Source organism: Chitinophaga varians, from assembly GCF_014529945.1.
GTDB lineage: Bacteria > Bacteroidota > Bacteroidia > Chitinophagales > Chitinophagaceae > Chitinophaga > Chitinophaga varians.
In genome coordinates, this window is the sequence record NZ_JACVFB010000008.1 from 305,802 (window position 1) to 319,943 (window position 14,142).

Genomic DNA, 14,142 nt, shown 5'->3' on the forward strand with positions numbered 1-14,142 from the left:
GATATTTTGTCATTTTCCGGCTTCCCTGACAAAACAGTGCTCACTAAAAGCACCAACTAAATAATCAAATAACTAAATAACCAAATGGATTTACAGGGTTTTCATCATATTACCAGCGACCTGAAAACCGCTGACAAAGCAATGCCCGTTATGTTTATCGGGCACGGTAACCCGATGAACGGCATCAGCGACAACGCTTTCACCCGGGCACTCACGCAAATGGGGCAACAAATTCCGGATAAACCACGCGCCATCCTGGTGATCTCCGCCCATTGGCTGACCAAAGGCACACACGTACTGGTAGCGCCACAACCACAAACGATCCATGATTTCGGCGGCTTCCCGGAAGCGCTGTACGAAGTGCAATACCCTGCTCCCGGCGCTCCTGCCATAGCCCGCGAAACAAAAGACCTCATCACCGCTACCAAAGTTGTGGAAGATGATCACTGGGGCCTAGATCACGGTGCCTGGACTGTGCTCAAACACATGTATCCACTGGCGGACATCCCGGTTTATCAGTTAAGCATCGACTATCACCAGCCACCGGAATATCATTTTAAACTGGCAGCAGCACTACAGGCCCTCCGCCACAAAGGAGTGCTCATCATGGGCAGCGGTAACATCGTCCACAACCTGCGCCAGATCGTATTCACCGACAACGCCAAACCATTCGACTGGGCCATCTCCTTCGATCATCTCGTAAAAGAAAAACTGGAACAAAAGGCATTCAACGACCTGATCAACTACCACACCCTGGGAACGGCAGCACAGTTGTCTATTCCAACGAACGACCACTACCTCCCGATGCTGTATACGCTCGGACTGGTCAATAAAAACGAAGAAATTCAATTTACCTACGAAGAAATTCAGAACGGCAGCATCAGCATGCGCTGCTTCCGGACGGCATAATCAGTCGGCCCGCAGGCTCTTCACCGGATTGGCCATAGCCGCACGCAGCGCATGGTAGCTGACCGTCAGCAGCGCCACTATGGTAACGCCCACGCCTGTCAGCACAAACACCCATATACTGATACCGGTACGGTAAGCGAAGCTCTGCAGCCAGCGGTCCATGATCCACCAGGATAACGGGAACGCCAGTACGGCAGCTATCAGCACCAGCCGCAGGAAATCCTGCGACAACATCTTTACGATGCTGCCTGCTGAAGCTCCCAGCGTCTTGCGTACGCCTATCTCCCGTGTACGTTGCACCGCCATAAACGCCGCCAGACCAAAGAGGCCCAGGCAGGCAATGAACAGCGCCAGCACAGTAAACAAGAGAAATATTTTCTCCTGCTGCTGCTCTCCGACATACTGCTTTGCAAAATTATCATCGAGAAACTGGTAGCTGAACGGATGGGCGGCATCAAAATGCTGATACACCTTTTCAATATGCGCCAACGCCGCAGGGATATTTTGGGGACTAACCCGCACGTACATATTATCTTCCATTTCCGGGAAAGGCGCCATCTGCATCACCAGCGGGGCTATTTTATGTTGCAGTGAATAGGTATGAAAATCCCGCACCACACCGGTGATAATGCGTTCCGCCCGGGTGCCTTTATTATCTATCTTAAATTGTATCCGCTTGCCAATCGGATCTTTCAGCTGAAAATTTTTCACCAGTGTTTCATTCACCAGTACTGCATGAAAACGATCAGCTTCGCCGGTATCGGAGAAATTGCGGCCCTGCTGCAAAGTGATGCCCATCGTTTTCAGGAAATTGGCGTCTACCATGAGGCTTTGCGCGAGTATCGACGATTGCGAAATACTACCCCCCTGCTCCACAAAATAACCAGTGGTACCCAGATCATTCCGCCCTATCGGGTTGCTGACCGCAGATGCCTCCAGTATCAATGGATTGCCCAGCAGCTGCTGTCTTATGGCGGGAATATTTTTCCGCGCCTGCACGTCACTGATATGAAAAGACAACAACTGCTCTCTGTTAAAGCCCAGATTGGTGTGCATCACATATTGCAGTTGATCATAAGCAATCAGCGTGCTGGCCGTCAGTACAATAGCGATCATAAACTGGAAAGTGACCAGTCCCTTGCGGAAACCGGCATGACTGCTGCCGCTCAACCGCCCCTTCAGCGCACTGATCACGCGGAAACCGGACATGAACACGGCCGGATAAATACCGGCCATCAACCCGGCGAAAGCCACCAACAGGAAAATAGCACCAATAGTACGGACTACGCCAAACTGCCACAACTCCAACTGACGGTGCGCGAAACCATTGAAATACGGTAACGCCACTACGACCAGCCCAAAGGCTACCACAGCGGATACCAGGGTAAGCAGCAAAGACTCTGCGAGAAACATACTGGCTATTTCCTCCCTGCCTGACCCCAGCGTTTTGCGCACGCCCACTTCTTTCACACGACCTACGGCACGAGCGGTGGCCAGGTTCATATAGTTGATACAGGCAATGACCAATATCAGCAATCCCACAAACAGGAACACATATACGTAGAGTACATTACCATTCGGTCCCATCTCATAGCCCAGGTGTGAATGCAGGTGAATGGAAGGCAGCGGTTGTAACGTCATACGATACTCCACTTCTCCCATATGAGGTTTTACATATCGCTCTCCGAACTGTGGCAGCTTGGCTTCCAGCGCTTTGGCATCTACGCCTTTGCGTAATAACAGGTACGTATATACGTCGAAATTCTGCCAGCCGTCTGCATTATAATTAGCCGGCATTACCCGTAGCGCGCTGAAAGACATATGTGTATTGGCCGGTACATCTTCCATGATCCCGGTCACCTGAAATACAAAAGCGCTGTCTTCTGTACGGACCATTTTTCCCATGGCAGTCATCGGGTCACCAAACATTTTCTTTGCCAGCGACCGGGTAAGTACCAGTCCATTAGGCTGTGTGAGACATGCCGCCGCATCGCCCTCCAGCAGCGGAAAAGGTAACACCTTCAAAAAAGTGCTGTCAACCAAAAAGATGTCTCCCACCTCCATTTTTTTGCTGTTGTATTCCAACAGGCTGCCACCGTCGGTTAATACCCGCGTCACTTCTTCTATTTCCGGATAGTCTCTTTTTAACAGAGAGGCAAAAGGAGCCGATGTGGTAGCTACATTGAGCCGGCCACCGGCCCAGGCAGCATCATTTACTGTGCGGTATACACGATCTTTATTGGGGAAAAAATTTTCATAGCTGGTCTCTCCCAGCACATATAAAAGCAACAGCCAGCAGGTAGCCAGGCCAATGGCCAGTCCGGCAATATTGATCAGCGTGTAATACTTGTACCTGGACAGATTACGCCAGGCTATCAACAGATAATTCCGGAACATGTGATTACAGTTTAGGGTGACACCTCCCACTACTTCCTCCTCACGTGACCAGGGCTGTCAAAAGTATGCCACGCGGCCCCGGCTATAAAAAGAAAGGACATATGTATAATAATAAATATACACATGTCCGTTTCCGATACACTGATTGTTCGTTTATACTTTCAGCAGATCGCCTTCCACCTGCACCACGTTGTTGGCGATGCCGGCGTCGATTGCCTTCAGGATTTCTTCTTTCATCTCTTCTGTAACACGGCTGTAGCCGAACATTTTAGCGATAAAAGGAACGGCGTCTTCCCGTTGGATGGCAATAGCGTCTTTCACCACTTTTTCCAGCGCCACGCCCATTTCTTCTACAGAAATATAGTTGATCTTACGGGCGGCAGACGGCAGCAGGCTGCGGTTACGTACCACGGGTTCTGGCAGGGCGGTATGCCACAGGAACTGTCCTTTTATTTTGATGCGTTTGTTCGCGTCGGAATGTCTTACGGCATGACGAAGGATCTCCCGGATGCGGGGGCCTACCCTCGTAATACCAGCTGCTTCCACCATGCGACGGGCCAGCTCATCGAAGTGGACCGGGCTTTCTACGTTCACCACCTGCTCTATCCAGTTACACAAACTGCCAATAGGTGCGGCGTGGAACTCCTGGTCTTTGATCTCTTCCGGTAATGTAGCTATTTCATACATCTGCGTTTCGTCCGTGTCTTCCGCCACCACTTCCCTCTTCAGTAATGGCGCAACTGCCGGCGGCGCTTCCTCTTCAACGTCCTGATCATCTAGGCTGAGCGCGGACTTAGCGGCCCCGATAGCGGCTACCAGCCGGTCCAGTTCTTTCGCCGGGTTGCGGAACCAGTCGGTGCTCCAGATACGGTACATCTTCCAGCCGATGGCTTCCAGCATCTGCTGCCGCAACCGGTCGCGGTCACGGGCGGAGCGGGCGGAATGATATGCGGCGCCATCACACTCGATACCCAGGATATAACGGCCCGGATTATCCGGATCTACGATAGCAAGATCAATATAAAAACCACGGGAGCCCACCTGTTTCCTGACGATGTATCCCTTCTCCTCCAGTTTGGCGGCTACATTTTCTTCGAAAGGACTGTCTGCCGGCCGACCGGTTTCCACGGTCGTATTGAGCCGTCCATGCTGCGCGTAGTACAGGAAGTTCTTCAGCGCGGCAATACCATTGCTCTGGGTGCGGTTAAGATCAATATCATCTGCCGTAAGGTTGGTGAACACCTCACAGCGCGACTTTGCGCGGGTGATCAGTACGTTGAGCCTGCGCTCTCCGCCTTCATTGTTGAGCGGACCGAAAGACATCGCTACATACCCTTCCTCCGTACGGCCGTAACCGATAGAGATGAAAATCACGTCACGTTCATCGCCCTGCACGTTTTCGAGGTTCTTTACAAAGAAGGGCTCGTCGGCATGTTGACGGAAAAACGATTCCAGCTCCGGATTGTTGCGGCGGCGTGTTTCCAGCGCTACGGTGATGGCTTCCCGCTGGGAAGTGCTGAACGCCACTACGCCGAGGCTCAGTCCCGGATGCCGACGCGCATGTTCCATCACAGCATCCGCCACGGTTTCCGCTTCTTTGGGGTTGGAGCGGGTTTTACCGCGGTCGTAGGCTGTATCAGGAAGGTGATGAAACACCAGGCCACGGCTGTCTTTAGAGCCGGGGCTGGGGAATATCACCAGCTTGTTTTCATAAAACTCGTGGTTCGATAAAGTGATCAGCGATTCATGACGGCTGCGGTAATGCCAGCGCAGCATACGTTGCGGCGCACCCTGCGCGTCGCAGAGGCCGAGGATACTCTGCATATCAGCGGTAATGTTCTCTTCGTCTTCCACTTCTTTGGTCAGTGTGTCAAAGAAGCTGGTAGGCGGCAGCTGTTTGGTATCTCCTACCACGACCAGCTGTTTGCCACGCAGAATGGCCCCCAGCGCCTCTACCGGTCTTACCTGACTGGCTTCGTCAAATATCACCAGATCAAATTCCAGCGTCGCCGGTGGCAGGAAATTAGCGATAGACAAGGGGCTCATCATGAACACCGGTTTGATGGCCTGTATCGCCAGGCCGGCTTCTTTCATGAGTTTGCGCACCGGCATGTGCCGGGCTTTTTTATTGAATTCCGTACGGATGATGTTCACCTGTCCGCCTGCTTCCATACGGGGCATTTGCTCCCAGTGGCTGAGGGCGGCACGGGCACGGTTATACTGTAAGTTCATGGCGTCGAGGCGGCGGAACTGCTGTACCAGCTCTTCGTGCCCTGCCCTGTCGAACCGGCGCAGCGCAGGATGCGCTTTCACGGCGGTTTCCAGCAGGTATTCGTACCATGTCTTTTGCAATACGGTTTTCAGCAAACGGGCCGCTTCAGCCCAGTCTGTGGAGGGCGTGATCAGACAGGATAAATTCTCCTGCGTGGCTGTTTCGGTGATGTTATTCCACGCGATGGCATGATGTATTTCCGGTAGTCTTTCCTTCCAGGTGACCAGCTGCTGCGCAGCGGCAGCAAAAGTGGCCTGCCATTGATAGCCCAACATGTCCAACTGTTGTAATGCGCCTGCCTGCAGGTTAGCTGCTTTATCAGCTGCCTGCAGCATCGCATCGCGGTCAGCGGCGGCCACGGCGGGGTCTATGTTTTTATGCAGACAATCCAACACAGCTTCCGGACAGGTGCCGGCGGAAATACGTTTGTGCATGTCCGTTATATAGGCCGTGGCGGTGTCCAGCGCGTCCCAGTCGGTCTGGTGTTTCTGCCAGCGCGTACCAAACAGGTCGCGCGCCAGGACGGCGTGTTCCTGCAACAGCGCATCGTGCCGGCGATATTCCATGATGCTGTCTACATATTGCAGCTTCTCCGTATTGTCTTTAGGCAGCGCACCTTTACAGAGGGCCGCCAGTTGTTTGTTGCTGCGGTTATAGGCGCCGATCAGGAACTTATACCACTTGGTACCATGCGCCAGCAGATTCTGTCGCACTTCCATCAGGTCTTGCGAAAAAGCTTCCGGTATCAGGATGTCCTGATATTCCTGATGAATAGCCGTGAGGCGGCGGCCTGCTTCCAGCCAGGCAGTGATGTCCTGCTGTTGCTGCAACCACGCCTTGCTGGCTGCGTTCAGCCCACCGAGGTCCGGCTTGCGCGACAGCAGATCGCAGACATGTATCAGCTGCTTCATGGCCGCTACCTCTTCCGGTATCTCCAGCCCCATCTTCCCGGCAATACCGGCGAGGGTTTGCTGCAAGTCCTGCAATGCAGTGGCGGTATCCTGCAACTGACGCTGCAGCGCTTCCTGCTGATGCGGCAACAGGACGTTCAGTTGGCTGCCCAGGAACAGCAACTGTGATGGCATGCCGGCTTCACTCAGGCAGGCCTGTATTCGTTGAGCCATGGCCGTGGCCTTATTCATGGCTGAAGCGTCCCAGGAGGCCATGTCCGGCGGCGTAATAACCGGCAGCTGTTTACCGGCAATATCTTCGTTTATGCGTAACAGGTAGCCTGTGATCTGATGTACGGAAAGGCCACTCTGTCCTATCGGTTCGTTGACGGCCTGGCAGTATTCATTTAGCTCCTGCCGGTGTGTGTTGAGCAGCAACACTTCTTCGCGTAGCTTCTGTACGGAAGGACGCCCCAGTTCCAGCACGCGGCGTAGCTCCTGGTGCAGTTCCTTTTTATTGGCTTTATGGCTGTGCAGCTCCAGACAGGCTTCGCCGAGTTGAATATTATCCAGACGACGTTTTACCACTTCCAGCGCCGCCATCTTCTCTGCTACAAACAACACCTTCTTTCCTCTGCCGACGGCATCGGCGATGATGTTGGTAATGGTCTGCGATTTACCCGTGCCCGGAGGGCCCTGTATCAAGAGGTGCTTTCCCTCCTGTACGGCCAGCATGGCGTGGATCTGTGAGCTATCAGCATCTACTACCTGAAACAGCTCGTCGGCGCGTGGTTCGTTATCGATAAAAGCATCTTCCGGGATACCGGGCTGATTGTCGGAGAAACCGCCACCAAACAGGCTGTTGATCACCGGATGGGTCAGCGGGCCACTATCCCCCGGCCAGTTGGAAGCATCCAGATCATTGTAGATCATGAATTTTCCGAAAGAGAAAAAACCCAGCTCAATGGCATCGGTTTCCACTTTCCAGCCAGGCATGCCATCTACGGCTGCGGCCACCGCCTTGAAATATTCAGCGATATCAAAATCTTCTGTCTCCGGCAGTTCAGGGATGCTGATGTTAAAATCAGTTTTCATCTTCGCTTCCAGCGAGATATTGCCCTCTACTTCTTCCAGCGTATATTTCAGCCGGAAACGTTCACGGATATCCGAACGGTCCAGCTGCACAGGTACCAGCACCAATGGCGCCAGCCGCGGCTCTGTGCTACCGGCTTCGCACCATTGCAGCATACCGAGCGACAAATACAGGATGTTAAAGCCCTGTTCTTCCAGGCTCATTCTGGCAGCATAGTAAGTATTGAGCAATCGGGTGTGCAGATTCAGCTGCGACTCGTTGGTCTGCAACCGTGTATCGTGCACCGCGTCTTTACCGGCAGCAGCGGGTTGTTCCTGATACATCACATCAGACGGTCCGGCTTTTTTATCCGGACGGTCGAGAAATGTCAGTGTTTTATTCTCTTTTACCAGCAGCTCATATACGGCCACCGATACTTCGTCAACAATATGTAACCCTTTGCTGGCAGATAACTTGTAGTTTAAAAGGGGATTCTTCAGTCCAAGGTCCAGGAGCTCTTTTCGGGACGACTCCAGCCTGGTCAATATGGATGCAATCATAATAGCCTGGCAAATAAAAACGTTGCAAATATACTCCTATTAACGGTGCGCAGCAGGAATTATTTGATTCCCGTAAAACATCGTACCAACGCCCCTTTGAACAAAGATCCTGCCTATCTGTTTTTTTAATAAATCAGAAGGTTTTTACAACGATTACAAAAAATAGTCCATGAACAAATCCTTGATTACCCTACAGAAGCATCCTGCTGCTATCATCGCATTTCCACTCTACGATGCTCCTCCCCGGACCATCTTCACCATCACAGACGGTATCCCCGATGGCGTCTGGTTTGATGAAAACACCCGCCTGTTATACTGGACCAACATGGGCAACCTGACCAGCGGGCAAGGGGAATATGCCGCGAAAGATGGTTCTGTTCAGTGTTGTGACCTGAACGGCGCACAACACGCCATACTGGTAGGCAACGGCGCTGTCATCACTCCCAAACAGATCATAGGAGATCCGGAACACGGATTCCTTTACTGGTGCGACCGGGAAGGGATGGCGGTGATGCGCTGCCGCATGGATGGCTCAGAGCTGGAAACACTGGTCAGGCGTGGCCAGGGCGAACAAGACCGCGCGGACGCAACAAAACACTGTGTGGGCATCACCCTGAATACATCGCGCCAGCATATCTACTGGACACAGAAAGGTCCCGCCAAAGGCGGGAAAGGACGCATATTCCGGGCCGGCATCAACATCCCGGAAGGGCAAACAGCAGATAACAGGACCGATATTACGCTGTTGCTCGATGATCTACCGGAACCCATTGATCTGGAATTTGGGGAGATCAGTGGGCGCCTGTACTGGACAGACCGCGGCGCGCCGCCCAACGGCAATTCTCTCAACAGCGCTACCCTCACGGAAGACGGACGGCTGATTAATCATCACGTATTGGTTACCGGCCTGGAGGAAGGCATCGGCCTCACGGTAGATGAAAAAGATAACAGAGCTTATGTAACGGACCTCGGCGGATATATCCGTGAAGTCAATCTGGCCACCGGCCGGCAGTCTATTCTCCGCCAGCAGGGCCCCACCACAGGGATTACATTGCTTACCGATTCCTAAAATCAGTCTCAGGCTTTTGTGCATTAATCTTTTTATTATATTTTGCTGTCCCAAACCACCCCGCCAACAGCAATGGACCATAGAAGAATATTGGAAGAAGTTACCCGGACCAGCATAGAACTATTGATGCAGGAGCCTTTCTATTCTCACTTTTTTGCAGCGATCAATAAAGAAGTCACCAGCCCCGATGCTGATATCCAGACCATGGCCGTAGGCCTGCGTCAGAGAGGACATACCCTTTACATCAACCCGACATTCTGGGACACTTTTTTTACGGATAAGCGTCACCGTTATGGGGTGGTGAAACATGAAGTATTACACATCGTTTTTAAACATACGCTGGTCCATGAACCCATGGCAGATCGCCTGTTGGTCAATATCGCCATGGACATTGTGGTGAACCAGTACATTGACCGTGCGCACCTGCCCGTGGAGTCTGTATTCATGGAGGGGTTTCCGGAATTACAGTTTGAAAAAGGCCAGACCTGGCGCTACTACTATGAGAAACTGGTACACCTGCGCAACAACATGGATACTTTGTACAAAGACACCGAATGCGCGCGCATGCTGTGTTCCATCTCAGAAGCATCCCATGGTATGGACCGTCACCGCCAGTGGAGAGAGATCTTTGAACGCAGCCAGCTCGACAAAGACCTGACCAGCCTGGAAATAGATAATCTTATTGGCATAGCCCGCAACAGAACAAGTGAAAAAGGTTATGGTAAATTGCCGGCGTCACTCCGGTCTTATCTGGATACGATTCTGCTCAAAAGCAAACCATTGGTAGACTGGCGGCGGGTAATCAAGATATTCTCCGAAAGCAGCAGCAAAACGAAAGTGCGCAGCACACTCAAACGTCCGTCCAAGCGCTTTGGTACCAATCCGGGCATCAAAATCCGGAAACAGAAAAAACTGCTGATAGCGGTAGACACTTCCGGCAGTATCAGCAGGGACGAGCTGTCCACTTTCTTCAGCGAAGTACACCATATCTGGCGGCAGGGCGCTGAAATACAGGTGCTCGAGTGTGATGCCGCCGTACAGCGCGTGTACGCCTATAAGGGTGTTCCGCCGGAATTCATCATGGGGCGTGGCGGTACCGATTTTAATCCGCCTATCCAGTATGGCAATGATAATTTCCGTCCCGACGGACTGATCTACTTTACCGATGGCGTTGCGCCAGCGCCCACCGTCATGGCCCGTTTCCCGTTGTTGTGGGTTATCAGCAACAACGGCATCGCCGGCGATTCCGGGGAATTCCGGGCACTGCCTGGCAGAAAAGCCAAATTAACATCATCCTGAAAAATACAGACCGAGAACTGCGTAAAAACTATGGCAACAACGAAAACACCGCAATTCAACTACATCACCTACGGAACAAAGGTCAATGCCCAACAGGTGGAGAGAATGCTCGAACATGTGACCCATCAGCATTTCGATAACCCCGAACATGCCGGCAAACGCAGGCCTACCCCCATTTGTATCTGGGGCCTGCACGGTATCGGCAAAACAGAAATGGTACGCGATTTTGCGCTGCGCAAAGGCTACCAGTTCACCTACATTGCCCCCGCACAATTTGAAGAAATGGGCGACCTGCTGGGGATGCCCAAAATATCACAACACCTCGATACCGCCGCGACGCAGTTTGTGGCGCCCGACTGGGTACCCAAACAGGCCGGTCCCGGTATCTTCCTGATAGACGACGTGAACCGCGCCGATGACCGCATCCTGCGTGGTATCATGCAGCTGCTGCAAAACTATGAGCTGGTCAGCTGGCGCTTCCCCGAAGGCTGGATCATTATACTCACCGCCAACCCTGATGGTGGCGACTATTCCGTTTCCACCATGGACGACGCCATGCTCACGCGTATGATGCACGTGACCATGGAGTTTGACGTAAAAACATGGGCACGCTGGGCAGAAAACGCCGGCATCGATCCCCGTGGCATCGACTTCATCCTCACCTACCCGGAAGTGGTCACCGGCAACCGTACCACGCCCCGCTCCCTGGTGCAGTTTTTCCAGTCGCTCGAAACCATTGCCGATCTGCGGGCCGACCTCGATCTGGTGAAAATGCTCGGCGACGGCTGTCTCGATGAAGCCACCACCTCCGCGTTCATCACCTTCGTGAACATGGACCTCGACAAACTCATCGCGCCGCAGGATATCCTCAACGCGCCCAACTTCCAGATACTGGAAGGCCAGATCAAAGCATTGGTAGACGGCCAGACCAAACGCATGGACATCCTCTCCGTGATGATGACCAGGCTGACCAACCACCTGCTCAACGCCAAAGAAGAACTCAGCGACAAAGCTTTCGCCAATCTGAAATCCTTTATCCTGCTGGGTTTCATCCCCAACGATCTGCGGCTGGCCATGGCGCAGGACCTGGTAAACGCCACCAACAAAAGCCTGAAAAAATTGTACAGCATACCCGAAGTAGCCAAACTGCTGCTCGCCAAAATGTAATGTGATGCAAGATCTCAGTAAATATGTCCGTTACGGAAACAATAAAAGTCTCGATATATGGGACGCCAACGGAGAAATCGATCAACTGCCCGACGATATCTTTTTGGAATACCCCCACGCCGAAAATGTGGCGCTGCATGTTAAAAACATGACCGCCCTGCCAGGTTCCATTTATTCCCTGAAACAGTTAAAAACACTGGTGATTTCAGGTACCAAAATGAAAGCCGTGCCGGAAGAGCTCAGCCAGCTGCAACAACTGCAGAGCCTCAAACTCAGCAACGGCAATATGGATGTCAACAAAGGACTGCCACTGCTCGCACAACTGCCGGACCTTCGTATCCTCGACCTGGGCAACTGGCGCGGAAACGCCTTTCCTACGAACCTGTCTCAGCTGAAACAGTTGACGCAGCTATCTCTCTCCAACGACAAGATGAAAGGCAATATTCCGGAGGTCATGGCGCTGGTAACAGCGCTACCCAACCTGCGGGAACTACACATCACGGTCACCGGAGACGACTACTATCAGTTGTTGTCACCGGAAAACATGCCGCTGCTGGACAAGTTGCGGATGCTGGACATTCAGTACAATGGCCTCTGGCGCACCGAACCCTATAAAACGCCTTTATGTGTGGCCACCACCCGTCAGGTGCAGATACATTACGCTTTCCGGGAAAGCCTGCCGGCCTTCCGCCTGAAAGTAAAAGATAAAACCTACAATGACTTTCAGCTACAGCTATTGTTTGGCGTATACTTAAAAGTGATACCTGCTATCAACGTATTACTGCCCAATCAACTGGCCAGCGCCATTGCTGCGCAACAGCATCCCAATCTGCATTTGCTGGCAAAGCCCAAAGGAGAAAGTCAGAAATCCATCAACGAAAAGCTGGAACAGTACGGCATCTCCGTCAACAACAAACAGATCGACAGCAACACCATCGTGGTGATGGGCACCGATACCACCATGGAAGACCTGATGCCTTTGCTGGACGCCGGTTGCCAGGTCATCACCACCGACCAGCTCAATGAAGTGCTGATCAATAAAGATGATCACTGGTTGCTGCAGGACGACAATGAAGCGGCTAATACGCAGCTGCTGCGCCTCTTCACCTCTAATGATCCGGACAACTACCAGCTGGCTTTTGAGATCATCGAAACGGGCGGCGCCAACAAAATCATTCAGACGCTGCTGGCCGTAGTGATGCTGGCCCATCCGGACAAAACAATTCACAAAAAAGCAGAAAAGCTGTATGACAAATACGGCTCACAGGCGTTCCGGCAGCAGGTAAAAAACAATAAAATATCTTTGCGTGTAGGCGGAAACGTTAGTTCAAAACTACAACGGGTAGTGGCCAGCCAGGATGTGGATGAAGTGATGTTCCGCCTGATGTACCAGCTGGTGGCCGGCTCCAACAACAATATCAGTAAAGTACGTGTCAGCTCCTTCAGCATGAAGGGCATTGCCAACATTACACTACCGCCGGAAATAGCCTTCTTCTCCCAGATCACCGACTGGGATTTTGAAACCTGCGAAGGCTTTAATATCGAAGCAGCTATCCCCATTTTTGCGGAGATGCCTAACATAAAGCACCTGCGGCTCAATAGTTGCCACGTTCAGATACCGGCTACCATCGGTACGCTGACACAGCTGGAAACGCTGGAGATAGCCCACAATACGCTGGCGGTGGAAGATTCGCTGCAATCCCTGGTACACCTGAAATCACTGGATGTTACGGGTGTAAAACTGAAAAACTGGGACTGGCTTACACCGCTGAAAAGCCTCACAGGGCTCATGTTAAACAACAATCAGCTGCCCGCCATTCCGGAGGCCGTGTTTAATATGCAGCAACTGGAATTGCTCGAAGCCCGGAATAACAAGCTGACGGCCGTACCGGAAGCATTGGCACGTTTGCCGAAACTGGACCGCTTGGACTTCAGCAATAATCAGATCACTACCTTCCCTTACTTTCTGGGGAAATACAAATTATCCTCGCTGCTGCTGCGCTCCAATAAAATACCGGAAGTAGATACCCATCAGCTGGCAACGATTTCCAGGGGTGAACCTATTTCATGGGGAGAACTGAACCTGTCGCGCAACCAGCTGTCATCCTTTGAAATGACAGGCTGCAGATTTGTAATGCGCGTACTCGATATCTCCCACAATCAACTAACGGAATTACATCCGTCTATATTTGTGGCGCCGATTAAAGATTTTTACGGCCATCACAACCAGATTGCTGAGTTGCCGCCAATTGCCGCCGGTACTCGTTTTGATGACTTCTGGGTGCACCACAACCAGTTGACCGAACTACCGGCACACATTGCGCGCATCTTCATTCAGAATGCAGACTTCAGTAACAACCAGATCAGCACTATCCATCCTGACTTCAACATTTATGGCACCGACAGTTATGCCCGGTTGTATTGGAAAATGAAAAATAATCCTATCCCCAACAAAGGTAAAGTTGGGGGAATGTACCTCTAAATAAAAAGAGCGGGCAATTTTGCCC

7 protein-coding genes are annotated in these 14,142 nt (G+C 52.1%); 5 read left to right on the plus strand and 2 right to left on the minus strand.

Annotated features, from left to right (window positions below; genetic code table 11):
* Positions 1-84: 84 nt before the first annotated feature.
* The gene (ygiD, locus tag ICL55_RS32375) at positions 85-909 is read left to right on the plus strand and encodes a 4,5-DOPA-extradiol-dioxygenase (RefSeq protein ID WP_188105653.1); all 825 of its coding nucleotides are present in this window, start codon (positions 85-87) and stop codon (positions 907-909) included.
* On the opposite strand, the gene ICL55_RS32380 is transcribed toward ygiD, so the two are convergent.
* Positions 910-3,306, minus strand: coding sequence for an ABC transporter permease (locus tag ICL55_RS32380; RefSeq protein ID WP_188105655.1), 2,397 nt, complete (start codon positions 3,304-3,306; stop codon positions 910-912).
* Between the two features lie 153 nt (positions 3,307-3,459).
* Entirely contained in the window at positions 3,460-8,100 is a 4,641-nt protein-coding gene (locus ICL55_RS32385; protein WP_188105657.1) for a DUF3320 domain-containing protein, read from the minus strand.
* Positions 8,101-8,269: 169 nt separating this feature from the next.
* On the opposite strand from ICL55_RS32385, the gene ICL55_RS32390 reads away from it, so the two are divergent.
* The 4 genes from ICL55_RS32390 to ICL55_RS32405 all read left to right on the plus strand — a co-directional run bounded on the left by ICL55_RS32390 (position 8,270) and on the right by ICL55_RS32405 (position 14,117).
* Positions 8,270-9,169, plus strand: a complete 900-nt coding sequence (locus tag ICL55_RS32390; protein WP_188105659.1) for a hypothetical protein — start codon at positions 8,270-8,272, stop codon at positions 9,167-9,169.
* Positions 9,170-9,241: 72 nt separating this feature from the next.
* Positions 9,242-10,468: a vWA domain-containing protein gene (locus ICL55_RS32395; RefSeq protein WP_188105661.1), complete on the plus strand. Its 1,227-nt coding sequence runs from the start codon at positions 9,242-9,244 to the stop codon at positions 10,466-10,468.
* Between the two features lie 30 nt (positions 10,469-10,498).
* Positions 10,499-11,635, plus strand: coding sequence for an ATP-binding protein (locus tag ICL55_RS32400; RefSeq protein WP_188105664.1), 1,137 nt, complete (start codon positions 10,499-10,501; stop codon positions 11,633-11,635).
* A 4-nt stretch (positions 11,636-11,639) separates the two neighbouring features.
* Complete coding sequence (locus tag ICL55_RS32405; RefSeq protein ID WP_188105666.1) at positions 11,640-14,117, plus strand: leucine-rich repeat domain-containing protein; 2,478 nt, start codon at positions 11,640-11,642, stop codon at positions 14,115-14,117.
* Positions 14,118-14,142: the final 25 nt, after the last annotated feature.